We start from the raw sequence: 19,002 nt of genomic DNA on the forward strand, positions 1-19,002 counted from the left end.
AAGGAAATCGTTATGAAGAAGTTGAGCTTGATACTGGGCTGTGTCCTGCTGTTCGCAGGATTGGCCCAAGCCGCTGAAAAACCCCTGATCCGCCTCGGCGCCCGGGTGTTCACCGAACAGACACTGCTGGCGGAAATCACCGCGCAATACCTGCGCAGCAAGGGCTACGACGCACAGATCACCGGTGGCCTGGGCAGTAACCTGGCCCGCAGCGCCCATGAAACCGGGCAATTGGACCTGCTGTGGGAATACACCGGCGTGTCGCTGGTGGCCTACAACCACGTCACCGAGAAACTCGACAGCGCTCAGTCCTACGCCCGAGTGAAGGAACTCGACGCGAAAAAAGGCCTGGCCTGGCTGGCGCCGTCGAAGTTCAGCAACACCTACGCCCTGGCCCTGCCGGAAAAAATCGCCCGCCAATACCCGCAGATCAACAGCATCAGCCAGTTGAACACGGTGTTGCAGGCCGAAGCCGATGACAATCACCTGGTAGCCCTGGACACCGAGTTCGCCAACCGCTCCGACGGCCTGGCGGGCATGGTCGAGCAGTACGGCATGAACCTGACCCGCAAGAATATCCGGCAGATGGACGCGGGCCTGGTCTACACCGCCTTGCGCAACGGCCAGGTATTCGCCGGGCTGGTGTACACCACCGACGGTCGGCTGAACGCGTTCAAGCTGAAATTGCTGGAAGACGACAAGCATTACTTCCCCGACTACACCGCCGCGCCAGTGGTGCGCCAGGCGTTCCTCGACGCCCATCCGCAACTGGCCGCACAGCTCAAGCCTCTGGCCGAACTGTTCGACGATGCAACCATGCGCCAGCTCAACGCCCGCGTGGACGTCAACCACGAAAGCCCTTCCACCGTTGCCGCCGATTTCCTGCGCCAGCATTCCCTGCTCTCAACCCAATGACCTGGAGGAAAAGCCATGGATTTTCTTGACGCCTTTTCCCATCTGGACTGGCCGCTGGTGCTGCACCTGACTTGGCAGCACATCACCCTGGTGGGCATCGCCGTGACCCTGGCGATTGTCGTCGGCGTGCCGCTGGGCATCTTCATGACCCGCTTTCCGGCGCTCGCCGGCCCATTGCAGGCCAGCGCCACGGTGCTGCTGACGATTCCGTCGATTGCCCTGTTCGGCCTGTTGCTGCCGTTCTATTCCAAATTCGGCCAGGGCCTGGGGCCGATGCCGGCGATCACCGCCGTGTTCCTCTATTCCCTGCTGCCAATCATGCGCAACACCTACCTGGCCCTCACCGGCGTCGAACCGGGCATCCGTGAAGCCGCCCGCGGCATTGGCATGACTTTCGGCCAGCGCCTGCGCATGGTCGAACTGCCCATCGCCGTGCCGGTGATCCTCGCCGGCGTGCGCACCGCCGTGGTCATGAACATCGGTGTCATGACCATCGCCGCCACCATCGGTGCCGGTGGCCTGGGCGTACTCATCCTCGCTTCCATCAGCCGCAGCGACATGTCGATGCTGATCGTCGGCGCCGTGCTGGTCAGTCTCCTGGCCATCTTCGCCGACCTGCTTCTGCAATGGCTGCAACGCTCGCTGACCCCAAAAGGACTATTGAAATGATCGAACTTCAAAACCTCAGCAAAACCTTCAAGAGCAACGGCAAAGACGTCAAGGCCGTGGACTCGGTGAACCTGATCGTCAACGAAGGCGAGATCTGCGTGTTCCTCGGGCCGTCGGGCTGTGGCAAAAGCACCACGCTGAAAATGATTAATCGCCTGATCCCGCCCACCTCAGGCAAGGTGTTGATCAATGGCGAGGACACCACCGGCCTGGACGAAGTGACCCTGCGTCGCAACATCGGCTACGTGATCCAGCAGATCGGCCTGTTCCCGAACATGACCATCGAGGAGAACATCACCGTGGTCCCGCGCCTGCTCGGCTGGGACAAGCAGAAATGCCACGACCGTGCCCGCGAATTGATGAGCATGATCAAGCTTGAACCCAAGCAGTACCTGCATCGCTACCCCCGTGAACTGTCGGGCGGCCAGCAGCAACGGATCGGCGTGATCCGCGCCCTGGCGGCCGATGCGCCACTGCTGCTGATGGACGAACCCTTCGGCGCGGTGGACCCGATCAACCGCGAGATGATCCAGAACGAGTTTTTCGAGATGCAACGGGCGCTGAACAAGACCGTGATCATGGTCAGCCACGACATCGACGAAGCCATCAAGCTGGGGGACAAGATCGCGATCTTCCGCGCCGGCAAGCTGGTCCAGTGCGATCACCCGGACACCCTGCTGGCGCATCCTGCCGATGAGTTCGTCAGCAACTTCGTCGGCCAGGACAGCACCCTCAAGCGCCTGTTGCTGGTCAAGGCCGAGGACGCGGCGGACAACGCTCCGTCGGTCAGCCCCGAGACGCCGGTGAATGAGGCCCTGGAGCTGATGGACGAACATGACCGCCGCTACGTGGTGGTCACCTGTGCCGAGAACAAGGCCCTGGGCTATGTCCGCCGTCGCGACCTGTACCGCCAGGCCGGCACGTGCGGCCAATACCTGCGCGAATTCAACGCCACCGCCGCCTACGACGAACACCTGCGGATCCTGTTGTCGCGCATGTACGAGTTCAACCGGTCGTGGCTGCCGGTGATGGACGCCGAGCGGGTGTTCCTCGGTGAAGTGACCCAGGAATCGATTGCCGAGTACCTGAGCTCCGGTAAATCCCGTGGGGGGCAAGACCAGCATTGTTTCGCCGGCCGAGACAGCGTTGGTCTGATCAGGCACCGCAGGCTTTGTGGCGAGGTTTTTGTGGCGAGGGAGCTTGCTCCCGCTGGGTCGCGAAGCGGCCCCCAAAAAAGCGATGAGCGCTTCGCACTCAAGCGGGAGCAAGCTCCCTCGCCACAAAGCCCCCCCCCATTGAATAGCCTCAATAAACCTATTGAGGGGAACATCAATCTGTCACGCCGGTCGGTTACATCATGAGCTGTCGCGGGCCGCACGACGGATGTGTGCAAAAACGCGACATTTTTAGTTGATCTCAGGCCCCCTCACGCCCTAAAGTTCGCGCCGAACGTCCATGCTGGAAACGATCCATCCGGCTCAAGTACTGACGACGAGACAGCAAGGCCAAGGGAATCATGCATCCCATGGCCTTTTTGCTTTCGGCGACATGCCTTGGGAAGTAGGCGAACCAAAGTGGGGATACGGAGGACGTTCACGAGGGCTGCTTGCCCTCACACCCATTGATCCTGATGTTTGCCAGTAGGAGTCCCAAGTATGTCGATCCAGGTCGAAGATTATTTCGCGCGCGAAACCTTCCAGAAAATGAAGGCGTTCGCCGACAAGCAGGAAACCCCGTTCGTGGTGATCGACACCGCGATGATCGCCCAGGCCTATGACGACCTGCGCGCCGGTTTCGAATTCGCCAAGGTTTACTACGCCGTCAAGGCCAACCCGGCGGTGGAAATCATCGACCTGCTCAAGGATAAAGGCTCGAACTTCGACATCGCCTCGATCTACGAGCTGGACAAGGTCATGAGCCGCGGCGTGGGCCCGGATCAGATCAGCTATGGCAACACCATCAAGAAATCCCGCGACATTCGCTACTTCTACGAGAAGGGCGTGCGCCTGTACGCCACCGACTCCGAAGCCGACCTGCGCAACATCGCCAAGGCTGCGCCGGGCTCGAAAGTCTATGTGCGCATTCTCACCGAAGGCTCGACCACCGCTGACTGGCCGTTGTCGCGCAAGTTCGGCTGCCAGACCGACATGGCCATGGACCTGCTGATCCTGGCTCGCGACCTGGGCCTGGTGCCGTATGGCATTTCGTTCCACGTTGGCTCGCAACAGCGCGACATCAGCGTCTGGGACGCAGCCATCGCCAAGGTCAAGGTGATCTTCGAGCGTTTGAAAGAAGAAGACGGCATCGTCCTGAAGCTGATCAACATGGGTGGCGGCTTCCCGGCCAACTACATCACCCGCACCAACAGCCTGGAAACCTACGCCGAGGAGATCATCCGCTTCCTCAAGGAAGACTTCGGCGACGACCTGCCGGAAATCATCCTGGAGCCGGGCCGTTCGTTGATCGCCAACGCCGGTATCCTGGTCAGCGAAGTGGTGCTGGTGGCGCGCAAGTCCCGTACCGCCGTCGAGCGTTGGGTATACACCGATGTGGGCAAGTTCTCCGGCCTGATCGAAACCATGGACGAAGCCATCAAGTTCCCGATCTGGACCGAGAAAAAAGGCGAGATGGAAGAAGTGGTCATCGCCGGCCCGACCTGCGACAGCGCCGACATCATGTACGAAAACTACAAGTACGGTTTGCCGCTGAACCTGGCCATCGGTGACCGCCTGTACTGGCTGTCGACCGGTGCCTACACCACCAGTTACAGCGCGGTGGAATTCAATGGCTTCCCGCCGCTGAAGTCGTTCTACGTATAACGCGCTGATCGCCGGCCCCGAAAGCCCGTGACTGTGTCACGGGCTTTTTTGTGGGAGCAAGACTTGCCCGCGATGGAAGCGGTTTTCCAGAAGTCGAGGCGCCTGTTTCGCGAGCAAGCTTTGCTCCCACAGTCCAGCGGGGCGATGCGACGTTTCGATAGATCTCCTCGCCACAAGGAGGTGTTCGATACATCATCCGATTAGACAATCGGCCACAAAAATAGCCCCGTTCATCCCCATAGAGCATGGCTTTTATGTGTGTTTATTAATGATTCTCGATAACATGCGCGCCGTGATGAACAGTAATGACTCAAAGGCGGGCGACGTGTTGAAGAAAACCCTGTTCCAGTTGCACTGGTTTTTCGGCATCAGTGCCGGGCTGGTCCTGGCGTTGATGGGCGTTACCGGGGCGGCGGTGTCGTTTCAGGATGAAATCCTGCGAGCCTTGAATCCGCAGGTACTGACGGTCGAGAAGCAACCGGCCGGCGTCCTGCCGCCCGCCGAACTGGTGGAACAGATCGAGGCCGTCACCGGCAAGACCGTCGCCATGCTCTGGGTCGAGACTGACAGCGGCAACGCCGCGCGGGTGATCTTCGCGGCACCGCCTGGGGAAAAGCGCGGGCCAATGCGCTATTTCAATCCGTACAACGCTCAGTTCATGGGTGATGTGGTGGGTCAGGATTTCTTCGGCCTGCTGCTCAGGCTGCACCGCGTCCTGACCCTGGATGACGTGGGCCGGCAAATCACCGGTGCCTGCACGTTGATCCTGGTGTTTTTCTGCCTGTCCGGGCTGTACTTGCGTTGGCCGCGCCAATGGAAAAGCTGGCGCGCCTGGCTGACCCTCGACTGGGGGAAAAAAGGTCGTAGCTTCAATTGGGATCTGCACTCGGTGGCAGGCACCTGGTGCCTGCTGTTCTACCTGCTGGCGGCACTGACCGGGCTGACCTGGTCCTACGAGTGGTACAACAAAGGCGTGACCCGCCTGCTCTCCGATTCCCCCAAAGAGGAGCGGGTGCGCAATCGCGGCCCGGCGCCAAGCGGCCCACTGCCCGTGGCCGATTACCGGGCGATGTGGAGCAGCATCTACAGCGCCGCCGGCCCGGGTTTGTCCGCCTATAACGTGCGCATGCCGCCCGTGGCCGGGCAGCCGGCCACCGTGTTCTACTTGCTGAAAAACTCGCCCCATGACCGAGCACTGAACCAGCTCACCCTCGACCCGACCACCGGCGTTGTCAGCCAACACAGCCGCTACAGCGACAAGAGCCTCAAGGCGCAATTGCTGACCAGTGTCTATGCCCTGCATGTCGGCAGTTACTTCGGCCTGGTCGGGCGGATCCTGGTGACCGTCGCCGCGCTGACCATGCCGCTGTTCTTCATCACCGGCTGGTTGTTGTACCTGGACCGTCGCCGCAAGAAACGCCAAGTCCGGCAAGCCCGCCAGGCACTCATCGCGCCCCCCGACCATGCACCGGCCTGGTTGATCGGCTTCGCCAGCCAAAGCGGTTTCGCCGAGCGCCTGGCCTGGCAGACCGCCGGCCAACTCCAGGCGGCCGGCCTGCCGGTGAAGGTCCAGCCGCTGGCTGATGTTCGTGAGCAGGACTTGAACGACACCACCCACGCGCTGTTTGTCGTCAGCACTTTTGGCGACGGCGAAGGGCCGGACAGTGCCCGCGGTTTCGAACGCAAGGTGCTGGGCCAGGCCTTGAGCCTGGAGCGCCTGCAATATTCGGTGCTGGGCCTGGGCGACCGGCAATATGAACACTTCTGTGGTTTCGCCCGACGCCTGCACGCCTGGCTGGCGGAACACGGCGGCAAGACCCTGTTCGCGCCGGTGGAAGTCGACAGCGGCGACCCTTACGCCCTGCGCCACTGGCAACAACAACTGGCCGAACTGACCGGCCAGGCGCCAGTGGACACCTGGCAGGCACCCAGCTTCGAAAACTGGACCCTCAGCCAACGCACCCTGCTCAACCCCGCCAGCAGCGGCTCGGGCGTGTACCTGCTGGGCCTCACCGCCCCCGGCCCGAGCAGTTGGCTGGCCGGTGACCTGGTGGAAATCCTGCCGCGCAATGACCTGTGGGCCATCGAGCATTTCCTCGACGGGCTCGGCCTCTCCGGCCACGCACGCGTGCAAGTCGATGGCCTGGCCCAGAGCCTCGTTCAGGCGCTGGCGACCCGCCAACTGCCGGAGAACCGCTCCCATCTGGTTGGCCTGCATGCCCAGGCACTGGTGGATGCGCTGGCGCCGCTGGCAATGCGCGAGTATTCCATCGCCTCGATCCCGGCCGACGGAGTGCTGGAGCTGATCGTACGCCAGGAGCGCCATGCCGACGGCAGCCTGGGCGTCGGTTCCGGCTGGCTGACCGAACACGCACCGCTGGGCAGCGCCATCAGCCTGCGGCTGCGTCGCAACAGTAGCTTCCATCTGCCGGCCCACGGCGTGCCGATGATCCTGCTGGGCAACGGCACCGGCCTGGCCGGCCTGCGCAGCCTGCTCAAGGCCCGCGTCGCCGAAGGCATGCAGCGCAACTGGTTGCTGTTCGGCGAACGCAACCGCGAACACGACTTCCACTGCCGCGACGAACTGCAGGAATGGGTGACTTCCGGCGACCTGGAACGCCTGGACCTGGCGTTCTCCCCGGGATCAGCAACAGAAAATCTACGTCCAGGATCGCCTGCTGGAATCGGCCGCACTGCTCAAGCAATGGCTGGCCGACGGTGCGGTGATCTATGTCTGCGGCAGCTTGCAGGGCATGGCGTCAGGGGTGGATCACGTGCTCAACATGGTGCTGGGGCGCGAGGAAGTGGAGCGGCTGATCGAGCAGGGGCGGTATCGGCGGGATGTCTACTGACCGCCCCTCATCCACAGCCACACACCATCCCCTGTGGGAGCGAGCCTGCTCGCGATAGCGGAGTATCAGACAGCCTATGTGTCGGCTGACAAACCGCATCGCGAGCAGGCTCGCTCCCACAGAAGATAACTACAGCCAATCATCAAACCGGCTGCAACTTCTTCTCGAACACCGCCACGCCTTCCAGATCCCGCAACACCACGCTCATCTCCCCCGCTCTGCCCGTCGATGTTCACTTCGCCAAAGAACTGATACCCGGCGAACGGCGAGGTGTTCTGGGCCGGTGGGGCTTTCTGGAACACCACCTCGGGGCCGAAGGTCTTGTCCAGGGCATTGGGCCCGAAGCTGCCAGCGTTCAATGGCCCGGCGACGAATTCCCAGAACGGTTCGAAATCCTGGAACGCGGCTTGTTCGGGGTGGTAGTGGTGAGCGGCGCAATAGTGGACATCGGCCGTGAGCCAGACGTAGTTGCGCACTTGATGCTTACGCAGGTAACCGAGCAATTCGGCGATTTCCAGCTCACGCCCCTGGGCCGCGCCCGGGTCACCGTTGGCGACCGCTTCCCAGCGTGGCACGCCGGGGCTGACCTCGCCATCCGGCACGCCCAGGCCGATGGGCATGTCGGCGGCGATGACTTTCCACTGGGCACGGGAGTGCTTCAATTCGCGCTTGAGCCAATTCAATTGCTCACGCCCCAGGAACGGTTTGGCCGCGCCGAGGTTGGCGTCATTGGCTCCGCGGTAACTGCGCATGTCCAGCACGAACACATCCAGCAGCGGCCCGTAACCGAGCTTGCGGTAGATGCGCCCACCGCCGTCGGCCTTCTGCCGGCGCATCGGTGCGTATTCCAGCCAGGCCTGTCGCGCCCGGCCGACGAGGCTGTGGATATCCTTGGTCTGGTAGCGCTCGTCCAGTTGCTTGCCCGGCGACCAGTTGTTGACCACTTCATGGTCGTCCCACTGCCAGATCTGTGGCACTTCGGCGTTGAAGCGGCGCACGTTTTCGTCCATCAGGTTGTAGCGATAGTTGCCGCGATATTCATCCAGGGTCTCGGCGACCTTGCTCTTGGCTGCGGTGGTGAGGTTGCGCCAGACGCGTCCACCCTCGGTGGTGATCTGCGCCGGCACCGGGCCGTCGGCATAAATGGTGTCGCCGCTGTGGATAAAAAAGTCCGGCAGGCGCAGGCGCATGGCTTCGTAGATGCGCATGCCGCCGATGTCCGGGTTGATCCCGAAACCCTGGCCGACGGTATCGCCGCTCCAGACAAAGCGGATGTTGCGCTTGAACTGCGGCACGCTGCGCAGGTGGCCTAGCCAGGGCTCACTGGCGACACCGCTCTGGGCGTCTTCGAAATGCACGCGGTAGAAAATCGCCTGGTCGGGCGGCAGGCCGGTGAGTTCGACCCGGGCGGTGAAATCGCTGCGCGAGTCGGCCAGTGGCGAGACGAAGCGGCGGGGATTGCTGAACTTGCTGCGGGTGTCCCACTCCACCACCATCCGCGCCGGGCGGTCGCTGCGGCTCCAGATCATCACCCGGTCGCCCTGCAAGTCGCCCGACTGCACCCCCCTCGGTGAGCACCGGCCGATCCTTGACCGAAGCCATCACCGCCGGCGCCAGCCCCGGCAACAACAATCCCGCCCCCACGGCTTGCATCACACGGCGACGGCCCAGGTCGAATTCGCTCATGGTGTTCTCCCTTGAAATGGGAAAACTTAAGCATGGCTCTGTGAAATGGCTGTGACAGGAATTTTATAACCACCCCAAAACCACTGTGGGAGCGAGCCTGCTCGCGATTGCAGAGTGTCAGGCAACCCATTTGTCGACTGACACACCGCTATCGCGAGCAGGCTCGCTCCCACAGGGAATTTCATTGCTCAAATAAAAGTGATCAAGCCTTCGCCGGCTCCAACGCCATCTCCACCACCTCAGGCCGCTTGAGCAGCGCATACGCCACTCCCGTCAGCAGGCTCCCCGCCACGATCGCCAGCAAATACAACAGCGCATGGTTGATGGCGTTGGGGATCAGCATCACGAACAGGCCGCCGTGGGGGGGCCATGAGCTTGCAACCGAAGTACATCGACAGCGCACCGGTCAGCGCGCCGCCGGCGATGCTGGCCGGGATCACCCGCAGCGGGTCCTTGGCGGCGAACGGAATCGCCCCTTCGGAGATGAAGCACAGCCCGAGCACCAGCGCCGCTTTACCGGCCTCGCGCTCTGTCTGGGCGAATTTACGCCGGGCGATGAAGGTGGCGATGCCCAGGCCAATCGGCGGCACCATGCCGGCGGCCATGGTCGCGGCCATCGGCGCATAACTCTGCGACGCCAGCAGCCCAACCGAAAACGCATAGGCGGCCTTGTTGATCGGCCCGCCGAGGTCGACGCACATCATCGCCCCCAACAGCACGCCCAGCAAAATCGCATTGGTGGTACCCATGCTGTCGAGGAAATGGGTCAGCCCTTCGAGCATGCCCGCCACCGGTTTGCCGACGATGTAGATCATCACCAGGCCGGTGATCAGGCTCGCCAATAGTGGGATGATCAGGATCGGCTTGAGCGCTTCCAGGCTCTGGGGCAGGCGCGCGTAGCGGTTGATCGCCTTCGCCACGTAACCGGCCAGGAAACCGGCGATGATCCCGCCAATGAAACCGGCGCCCAAGGTGCTCGCGAGCAGCCCGCCGATCATGCCCGGCGCCAGACCCGGGCGGTCGGCGATGGAATAGGCGATGTAGCCGGCCAACAATGGCACCATCAATTTGAACGCGGTGTCGCCGCCGATCTGCATCAGCGCGGCCGCCAGCGTGCCGGGCTCCTTGAAGGCGGTGATGCCGAACACGAACGACAAGGCGATCAACAGACCACCGGCCACCACCATCGGCAGCATGAACGACACCCCCGTCAGCAGGTGCTTGTAGACGCCGGTCTTCTCCGACTTGGCCGGGGCGCTGGCGCTGCTCGACGCACTTTCCTGGCGACCTTCGACCAACGCCTTGTTCAGCGTCGCTTCGGCCTGTTTCAAGGCAATGCCCGTGCTGCAGCGGTAGATTTTCTTGCCGGCAAAACGCTCGGTGGCGACTTCGATGTCGGTCGCCAGCAGCACCACGTCCGCCTCGGCGATGGCCTCGGGGCTCAGCGGGTTGCGTGCGCCCACCGAACCCTGGGTTTCCACTTGCAGGTCGTAGCCCAGCTTCTTCGCTGCCTGCTGCAATGCCTCGGCGGCCATGAAGGTATGGGCAACGCCTGTCGGGCAGGCGGTGATGGCGACCAGGCGTGGCGCGCGTTCGCTCGACACCGTTGGCACCTGCTCCACGACATCCGAGGCGAGAAAGACCTTGGCCTCTTCGGCGCCGCGCCGCAGCACCGAATCGACGTCTTGCAGGGCCTGGGCCGGCGTGCTGCGGAACAGACGCTTGCCGACGAAACGCGACATATCCACCGGGCCGCTGGCAACCAGCAAGACCCATTCGGCCGCTTCGAGAGTCGCGGCCGATAACTGGCGTTCCGGATGGGCGGCGTCATGGACTTCGACACTGGTGCTCCAACCCTGGCGCTGAGCCGCGGCGTCCAGCAGGCGGGCGCACAACACACTGGTGACCATGCCGTTGGGGCAGGCCGTCACAATGGCTAGTTTCATTCTTGCGAACCCTCTTATTGTTCTGTCAGGGGGCGCACGCGCACGCCCTGTTCAAGCGACGCCAGCAACGCGGTGTCGTGGATGCCAAAACCGATCTGCGTGACCGCCATGGCGGCGATGGCCGTGGCGGTGCGCAGTGTCTGTTCCGGGGTGTCGGCGCTGAGCAGGCCATGCAGCATGCCCGCCAACAGCGAATCCCCGGCGCCCACGGTACTGGCAACACTGACCTTGGGCGGCGAGGCATGCAGCGCCGCGCCGACACTGAACCAGTTCACGCCATCGGCACCGTGGGAAATCACCACATGCCCGACGCCCTGGGCATGCAGGCGCTGTGCCGCTTGCGCCTGGGCCATTTCGCTCACCACCTCGCAACCCAACGCGTCGGCCAGTTCCTCGGTGTTCGGCTTGATCAGCCACGGCCCCGCCGCCAGGGCGACGCGCAAGGCTTCGCCACTGGTGTCGAGGGCCACGTTCAGGCCGAGTGTTTTCAAGCGAGTGATCAAGGCCTGCAACCATTGCGGACTGACGCCCCGAGGCAAGCTGCCCGCTACCACGACCACGTCATGGCCGGGGGCGATCTGCTCCAGCCGCGTCAGCAAGGCCTGTTGTGCGGCTTCATCGACCACCGGGCCGGGCCCGTTGAGGTCAGTGATGCGCCCGTCCTGCTCGGCCAACTTTATATTGCTACGGGTTTCGCCGGGAACCCGGATAAAGGCGTCGACGAAACCGCGCTGGGTGAACAGCGTCTCGAACACCTGGGCATTGTCTTCGCCCAGAAAACCACTGACCGTCAGCGTATGACCGAGATCGGCCAGCACCTGGGCCACGTTCACGCCCTTGCCGGCGGCGTGGGCGTGCATGGCGTCGCTGCGGTTGACCTGGCCCGGCTCCAGGCGCGCCAACTCCACCGTGAGGTCGAGCGCCGGGTTGAGGGTCAGGGTAAGAATCTTCGCCATTACAGCGCCTCCACTAATGCGCGCACATCATCGGCGCTGCCCACGGCCAAGGCCTCTTGGGCCAAGGTTTGTACTTGCACCAGGCTCAATTCGCGCACGCGCGCCTTGACCTCGGCAATGCTGCGGGCCGAAACACTCAACTCGTCCACGCCCAGGCCCACCAGCACCGGCACCGCCAGCGGATCGGCCGCCAGTTCGCCACACACACCCACCCATTTGCCATGGGCATGTGCAGCGCGCACGGTGATGTCGATCAATTGCAACACGGCCGGGTGCAAGCCGTCGGCCTGGGCCGAAAGCGTCGGATGACCGCGGTCGATCGCCAGGGTGTATTGCGTCAGGTCGTTGGTGCCGACGCTGAAGAAGTCGACTTCCTTGGCCAGCACCGGTGCTAGCAGCGCGGCGGACGGTACTTCGATCATGATTCCCAGTTGCAGGTCTGCCACGGGGATTTCCAGGCGCAGGCGCTCGGTCATGGCCCGGGCCTGGCGCCACTCATCGACGCTGCCCACCATCGGGAACATGATCCGCAGCGGACGGTTGTCCGCCGAGCGCAACAAGGCACGCAATTGTGCTTCCATGACCTGCGGACGCTGCAGCGTCAGGCGAATGCCACGCACACCGAGGAACGGGTTTTCTTCTTTCGCGATCGGCCAGTACGGCAGCGGCTTGTCGCCGCCCACGTCGAGGGTGCGCACCACCAGCGGCCGCCCGGCCAGGCCATCGAGCACCTTGCGGTACTCGGCTTCCTGGGTCGCTTCGTCGGGCGCCTGGGTGTGGGCCATGAAAATCAGTTCGGTGCGCAACAGGCCAATACCTTCGGCGCCCTGCTCCACCGCGCTGGCGACACCAGCGCTCTCACCGATGTTGGCGAACACTTCCACAGCATGACCGTCACGGGTCAGCGCCGGTTGGTGGCGCTGCTCGGCGGCGATCTTGAGGCGCTGTTCGCGGGTGTCGCGCTCTTCCCTGGCTCGCTGCAAAGTGGCGGCGTCAGGGTCCACGTGCAAGCGACCGCGCTGGCCATCCAGCAGCAAGGACGTGCCCGGCGCCAGCAGCAGCACCGCCGCACCGGCGCCCACCAGCGCCGGAATGCCCAGGGCCCGGGCGACGATGGCGCTGTGGGCGGTGGCGCCGCCACGGGCGGTGAGAATCCCCGCCACACGCGTCGGGTCCAGGCGGGCCACGTCGGACGGGCCGACTTCGTCCATCACCAGGATGTAGGGTTGCTCGGGTTCGTTCGGGGTTTCGACGCCACACAGCTGCGCCAGCACACGACGGCCGACATCGCGCAGGTCAGCGGCGCGTTCGGCCAGCAAGGCATCCTGCAAGGCCTCCTGCTCTTTCGCGGCAGCTTCGATCACGCCCATCCATGCCGCTTGCGCACTCTCACCCAGCTTCAAGCGGGTGTCGACTTCGTCGGTCAGTTCCGGGTCGTCGAGCATTTCCTGGTGAGTGATGAAGATCTCGCGGATGGCCTTGGCCTTGGCGCGTTCGATCAGGCCTTGGATGTCACGGCGTACCTGGTTCAAGGCGTTTTGCAGGCGCTCGCGCTCGATGGCTGCCGATTCACCGCGCAACGGATAGTCGATAGCCTGCAAGACCTGGATGTGCGCCGGGCCGATGGCGATGCCCGGGGCGGCGGCGACAGCCTGGATCAGGCTGCCGGGTTCGGGGGCCAACATGACGGTCGCGACTTCGGCCATCACGGTTTCCCGCGGCGCACTGGGCGGCGGCAGCGGTTCGACCTCTTCGCCGAGGCCTTCCTCAATGGCCGCCAGCAGCGCCGGCAACGCGTCGTTGGCGATGCTCGGTTCGGCGATGAACTCCAGGACCTGGCCGCGACGGGCGCCCAGGCTCAACAGTTTGCTCAGGCTCTTGGCCGACACGGCGCTGTCCTGGCCGTCGACAATGCGCACGCGGATCTCGCCTTCGAAGCTTTTCGCCAACTGGGCAAGAATCTTCGCCGGACGGGCATGCAAGCCGTGGGCATTTGCCAGGCCGATACGCGCGCTGGGCCAATCGGCGGGCAATTCGCCGCCGAGCACTTCCAGTACCTTGCGGCTGCTGGTGGCGCGGCCCAGTTCGTGGCCGCGACCTTCGATCAGCAAGGCGCAGAGCCGTTCCAGCAAGGCCTGGTGGGCCTCGCCGAGGCTGGCGAGGCAGAACAGACCGCTCAAAGGTTGCCCCAGGTAACGGATCGGTTTGTCCGGGGTGACGAAGGCCAGGCCCGGGCGCTTGACCGTCTGCTCGCTGTGCAGCCACCACAAGCCATCGCCCAGGGGCAGCGCATCGACTTGCTGCAACACCCCGGCAAAGCCGTTGCTCACGCAGTCGGCCTGGCGCAGCAGGCGGGCGCCGCGCCATACCAGCTCTTCAAAATCGTCAGCCGACACACCGAGGCCGATCATCTGGGCATCCAGGGCCAGTTCCTGTGGCGCGCCTTGCAACAGTTTCAACAAGGCTTCGGCGGAACCGGCACGGCGCAGGGCCTGGCCCAGGTCAGTCTCGCCAAGGGCGCGGGTCAGCAGTTGCAGCAGGCGCAGGTGCTCGTCGGACTTGGCCGCGATGCCGATGGCCAGGTAGACGATCTGACCATCGCCCCAATCCACGCCCTCGGGGAATTGCAACAGACGCACGCCGGTGGAATAGACCAGGTCGCGGGTTTGCGGAGTGCCGTGGGGGATGGCAATACCTTGGCCAAGAAAGGTCGAGCCCTGGGCTTCGCGGGCCTGCAAGCCGGCGAGGTAACCTTCGGCTACCAGGCCATCGGCCACCAGTTTGTCAGCGAGCAATTGCAGTGCAGCGTCTTTATCCACAGCCGTCTGAGCCATGGATATCTGCTCTAGAGTGAGCTCGAGCATGCTTTCTCCTTTTTGGCGTCCGGGTTGGCGCCAGGTATTGTTTTGAATGAATCAGCTTAGCGTTACAGGACGGCTTTTGGCGGTATCGCGGCAGCACCGCCAAAAATCCTGCTAGCCTTGAAAATACGCTTGCTGAAACGTTTAATCTAGAAAGATTGGCACGTTACTCGATAATCTCTCATCGTTGAAGTGCAACTTGTCGTAAGCGCTTGGGCGATAACCGTCAGCTTGAATCGGGTAGGATGGCCCTTATCGTCAGGGCTAACTCGAAAAAACAAGGAAAACCGGGTTGAAACTCAGTGATATTGCCCAACTGGCCGGTGTGTCCGTAACCACCGCCAGCTACGTCATCAACGGCAAGGCCGAACAGCAACGCATCAGCAGCGCCACCGTCGAACGGGTGCGGGCGGTGGTCCAGGAACACGGCTTCACGCCCAATCCCCAGGCCGCCGGGCTGCGCAGCCGGCATACGCGCACCCTGGGCTTCATCCTGCCCGACCTGGAAAACCCCAGTTACGCACGCATCGCCAAGTTGTTGGAACAAGGCGCACGGGCACGGGGTTACCAGTTGCTGATCGCCAGCTCCGACGACGCGCCCGACAGTGAACGGCAACTGTTGCAGTTGTTCCGCGCCCGGCGCTGCGACGCGCTGATCGTCGCCAGTTGCCTGCCGGCCGGAGACGACAGTTACCTGCAATTGCAGGCCAAGGGCATTCCGATCATCGCCATCGACCGGGTGATGGACCCGGCGCGGTTCTGCTCGGTGATCAGCGACGACCGCCAGGCCAGCCTGCACCTGACGCGCAGCCTGCTGGAGACCCACCCTCGGCAAATCGCCTTGATCAGCGCCCGTCCCGAATTGAGCATCAGCCAGGAACGGGCCGCCGGTTTTCGCGAAGCCCTGGCCGGGTTCGAGGGCCAGGTGTTGATCGAGCATGGCGAGTCGTTCAGCCGTGAATGCGGCCGCCAGTTGATGGATGAAATGCTCGCGCGCCTGGGGCATCTGCCCGACGCGCTGATCACGACGTCCTACGTGCTGCTGCAAGGGGTATTCGACGCCCTGCACGATTTCCCGCTCAAGTCGCGGCCGTTGCGCCTGGGTACGTTTGGCGACACGCAGTTGCTGGACTTCCTGCCGCTGCCTGTCAACGCCATGTCCCAGCAGCATCAGCTGATCGCTGACAAAGCCCTGGAGCTGGCGCTGGCGGCCATCGAAAACGATGACTACCAGCCAGGCGTGCAGGCCATCGCACGGACGTTCAAGCAGCGTATTCACCAGGGCTGAAGACTCTTCAGGATTGATGCATGGAGTTGATCGACACCCACACCCACCTGGACTTTCCGGACTTCGATGCGGACCGCCCGGCGCTGCTGGCCGAAAGCCGTGCCCTGGGTGTGCGGCAAATGGTGGTACTGGGCGTGTATCGGGACAACTGGCAGCGGGTCTGGGACCTGGTGCAAAGCGACCCCGACCTGCACGCCGCCCTGGGCCTGCACCCGGTGTACCTTGATCAGCATCGCCCCGAAGACCTGACGCAATTGCGCGAGTGGCTGAGCCGCCTGGCCGGGCATCGGCAGCTGTGTGCAGTGGGGGAAATCGGCCTCGATTACTACATCGAGACCCTCGACCGTGAGCGCCAGCAAGCGTTGTTCGAGGCGCAACTGCAACTGGCGGCGGAGTTCGAACTGCCGGCGCTGATCCATGTGCGCCGTAGCCATGCCGCCGTGACTGCCACCCTCAAGCGCATTGGTCTCAAGCGCGGGGGAATCATCCATGCCTTCGCCGGCAGTTTTGAGGAGGCCCGCGAGTACATCAAGCTCGGCTACAAGCTCGGCCTCGGTGGCGCCGCCACCTGGCCCCAGGCCCTGCGCATGCATCGGGTGCTGGCGAAATTGCCGCTGGAAGCGGTGGTGCTGGAAACCGATTCACCGGACATGGCTCCGGCGATGTTCCCCGGTCAGCGCAACAGCCCGGCGCATTTGCCGGCGATTTGCGAGGCGCTGGCGGGGCTCATGGCGGTGAGCCCGGAACGACTGGCCGAGGCCAGCACGGCCAACGCCCGCGAACTGTTCAACTGGTGACTGCCCCCTGTGGGAGCGAGCCTGCTCGCGATTGCAGTGTGCCAGACAATATATTTGTCGACTGATACACCGCTATCGCGAGCAGGCTCGCTCCCACACTGGTTCGGCAGTGCACATCATTGTGTAGCTAAACCCTGAATGCATTGATCAGTTGTTTGAGCTGCACCACCTGGGCGGACAGCTCACGGCTGGCGTTTTCGGTCTGGTGGGCGCCTTCGGCGGTACGTTCGCCAGCGCGGTTGATTTCGACAATGTTCTGGTCGATGTCATGGGCCACGGCCGTTTGCTGCTCCACAGCGGCGGCGATCTGCTGGTTCTGGTCGACGATCATGCCGACCGCACCCAGGATGTTTTCCAAGGCCTGCTGGACCTTTTCCGACTGACTGACAGTGCCGCTGGCCATCTCATGGCTGGAGCCCATGGCCTTGACGGCGGCGCCGACACCGCCGTGCAGGCGGGTGATCATCGCTTCGATTTCTTCGGTCGATTGCTGGGTGCGCTTGGCCAGGGTCCGCACTTCATCGGCCACCACCGCAAAACCGCGCCCCTGCTCACCGGCCCGGGCCGCCTCGATGGCGGCATTGAGCGCCAGCAGGTTGGTCTGCTCGGCGATGCTCTTGATCACATCCAGCACGCGGCTGATGGCCTGGCTGTCGGTCGCCAGTTGATTGATCACCTGTACCGACTGATCGATCTCGCTGGCCAGGCGGGCGATGCTGCCCTGCTGGGATTCCACCAGCCCACGCCCGCTGAGGGTTTCATCGTTCACGCTGTGGGCGCTGCTGACCGCAGCGGCGGCACTGCGGGCTACCTCCTGGGCCGTGGCCGACATCTGGTTCATCGCCGTGGCCACCAGTTCGATCTGGCTGCGCTGACCGGCGACGGCCTGGTTGCTTCGGGCCGATACCGTTTCCACTTGCCCGGCCTGACGTTCGACTTCCGCGACGGTGCGGCCGACCTGTTCGATCAGGTCATGGATCTTCGCCACCGTACCATTGAACACCTCACCCAACTCGCCCAGCTCATCCTTGCTGCGAGCCACGAAATTGACCGTCATGTCCCCTGCCGCCACCTTGTCCATCATCTGGCCCAAGTGCTGGAGGGTGGTGCGGGTCGATGCGTAGAAGCCGGCGTACAGGTAAAAAATCAACAGGAACACCAGCATCAGTGCCACGGCTTGCAGCACCATGTGACTGCGGTTCTGCTCCAGGCGCTGCTGCAACTGCACGCCGAGAAATTCCTGGGTCGCTTCGTTCAGCCGATACGTCTGCGCCATCAGGCCGCTGACCTGCTCAAAGAATGCCGGCCAAGGTGCATCGAGGGTGTCGGCCATCACCACCTGCTCCTCGATCAGTTCCGAGGCTTTCTTGAGGCTGCTCTTGCTGCCGTCGGCCTGGACGGCCAGGGCCTGCCCGGCGGCCTTGCTGGAAGCGAGGGCGTCCTGCAGTTTCAAATCATATTCGCCCTGAAGCTTTTCGATCTGCGCCAGCAACTCGTCGAAACGGGTGCTCGATGCCGAATTGAGAAACCCCAGCCCCAATGAGGATGCCCCCAGTGCCCGCCCCTCTCCGAGGATCTGGGTGACCTTGGGGGTCGTGCCGATGATCAACTCGCTGAGCTGACGGATGTCGCTCTGGTTGTCGCGGCTGAGCCCCGCCTGGCTGGCGATGATCTGGCTGAACATCTGGGCGCTGTTGAGCAACTTGCCGATCAGCGCACTTTTGCTCTGCAGGGAGCTTTCGGCCTGCTGGGCCTTGAAAGCGCCGATCATCTCGTCGCGCTTGGCCTCGAAGGCGCTGACCTGCTCCGGCTCGATGGCCATGGCGGTCATGCCTTGCAGGCGTGCGAGAACCTGTTGCTCCAGGCTGCCGATCTTCGCTTCCACATCACCGGCCTTGCCGGACTGGCCCAGGCTGGCGTTGATCTGTACCAGGTTGTTGAGGGTTTCCAGGTCCCGACGCAAAGTCAGGCTGCTGCCTAGCAAATCGAGGCTTTGCAGCTCCACTTGTGTGCCCTGGAATTCCCGATAGGAATCGCGCACCAGAAAGAAGTTGGTCACCAGCATAGGCAGCAGGAACAGCACGCTGATCAAGCTGAACTTCATGCCGAAGCTCAGGCGGTTCATCAGCGCGACGGCGGGCCAGAGCAAACTCTTCACAAGGAAGTCTCCCGGTAGTGTTCTTATTGTTATGAGCTCGCGCACGGAGACAGCA

General features: G+C 63.2%; 8 protein-coding genes and 5 pseudogenes. 7 read left to right on the forward strand and 6 right to left on the reverse strand.

Annotated elements, in window-relative coordinates:
- Window positions 1-12 precede the first annotated feature (12 nt).
- The 5 genes and pseudogenes from GN234_RS13905 (at window position 13) to GN234_RS13925 (ending at window position 7,255) form a co-directional block, all read left to right on the forward strand.
- On the forward strand, window positions 13-915 hold the full coding sequence (locus tag GN234_RS13905; protein ID WP_109753510.1) for a glycine betaine ABC transporter substrate-binding protein: 903 nt from the start codon (window positions 13-15) through the stop codon (window positions 913-915).
- A 15-nt stretch (window positions 916-930) separates the two neighbouring features.
- Entirely contained in the window at window positions 931-1,584 is a 654-nt protein-coding gene (locus GN234_RS13910) for an ABC transporter permease (protein WP_003197757.1), read from the forward strand.
- Window positions 1,581-2,739, forward strand: a pseudogene (locus tag GN234_RS13915) (osmoprotectant ABC transporter ATP-binding protein OsmV). The gene GN234_RS13910 and the pseudogene GN234_RS13915 overlap by 4 nt, the downstream one beginning before the upstream one ends.
- A gap of 500 nt (window positions 2,740-3,239) precedes the next feature.
- Window positions 3,240-4,403 (forward strand): type III PLP-dependent enzyme, encoded by a 1,164-nt coding sequence (locus tag GN234_RS13920; RefSeq protein WP_072341133.1) that lies wholly within the window; start codon window positions 3,240-3,242, stop codon window positions 4,401-4,403.
- Window positions 4,404-4,728: 325 nt separating this feature from the next.
- Window positions 4,729-7,255, forward strand: a pseudogene (locus GN234_RS13925) (PepSY domain-containing protein).
- A 142-nt stretch (window positions 7,256-7,397) separates the two neighbouring features.
- Here the strand turns inward: GN234_RS13925 and GN234_RS13930 are convergent.
- From GN234_RS13930 to ptsP, 4 genes and pseudogenes are all read right to left on the reverse strand, one after another.
- Window positions 7,398-8,941, reverse strand: a pseudogene (locus tag GN234_RS13930) (alkaline phosphatase D family protein).
- Between the two features lie 202 nt (window positions 8,942-9,143).
- Window positions 9,144-10,887 (reverse strand): annotated as a pseudogene (locus GN234_RS13935) (PTS fructose-like transporter subunit IIB).
- Between the two features lie 14 nt (window positions 10,888-10,901).
- The gene (gene pfkB, locus GN234_RS13940) at window positions 10,902-11,843 is read right to left on the reverse strand and encodes a 1-phosphofructokinase (protein WP_176688625.1); all 942 of its coding nucleotides are present in this window, start codon (window positions 11,841-11,843) and stop codon (window positions 10,902-10,904) included.
- Entirely contained in the window at window positions 11,843-14,707 is a 2,865-nt protein-coding gene (gene ptsP / locus GN234_RS13945; protein WP_176688626.1) for a phosphoenolpyruvate--protein phosphotransferase, read from the reverse strand. The genes pfkB and ptsP overlap by 1 nt, the downstream gene beginning before the upstream one ends.
- A 289-nt stretch (window positions 14,708-14,996) precedes the next feature.
- On the opposite strand from ptsP, the gene cra reads away from it, so the two are divergent.
- On the forward strand, window positions 14,997-15,992 hold the full coding sequence (cra, locus tag GN234_RS13950) for a catabolite repressor/activator (RefSeq protein WP_176688627.1): 996 nt from the start codon (window positions 14,997-14,999) through the stop codon (window positions 15,990-15,992).
- Between the two features lie 20 nt (window positions 15,993-16,012).
- Window positions 16,013-16,789 carry a TatD family hydrolase gene (locus tag GN234_RS13955; RefSeq protein ID WP_176688628.1) on the forward strand — a complete coding sequence of 259 codons (777 nt, stop codon included), beginning with the start codon at window positions 16,013-16,015 and terminating at the stop codon, window positions 16,787-16,789.
- Between the two features lie 127 nt (window positions 16,790-16,916).
- On the opposite strand, the gene GN234_RS30330 is transcribed toward GN234_RS13955, so the two are convergent.
- Window positions 16,917-17,846: a methyl-accepting chemotaxis protein gene (locus GN234_RS30330; RefSeq protein WP_373459257.1), complete on the reverse strand. Its 930-nt coding sequence runs from the start codon at window positions 17,844-17,846 to the stop codon at window positions 16,917-16,919.
- A pseudogene (locus GN234_RS30335) lies at window positions 17,823-18,914 on the reverse strand (methyl-accepting chemotaxis protein); the annotation flags it as partial. The gene GN234_RS30330 and the pseudogene GN234_RS30335, both read right to left, overlap by 24 nt.
- Window positions 18,915-19,002: the final 88 nt, after the last annotated feature.

The sequence above is a fragment of the Pseudomonas bijieensis genome (genome assembly GCF_013347965.1).
In the GTDB taxonomy this organism is placed as follows: Bacteria; Pseudomonadota; Gammaproteobacteria; order Pseudomonadales; family Pseudomonadaceae; genus Aquipseudomonas; species Aquipseudomonas bijieensis.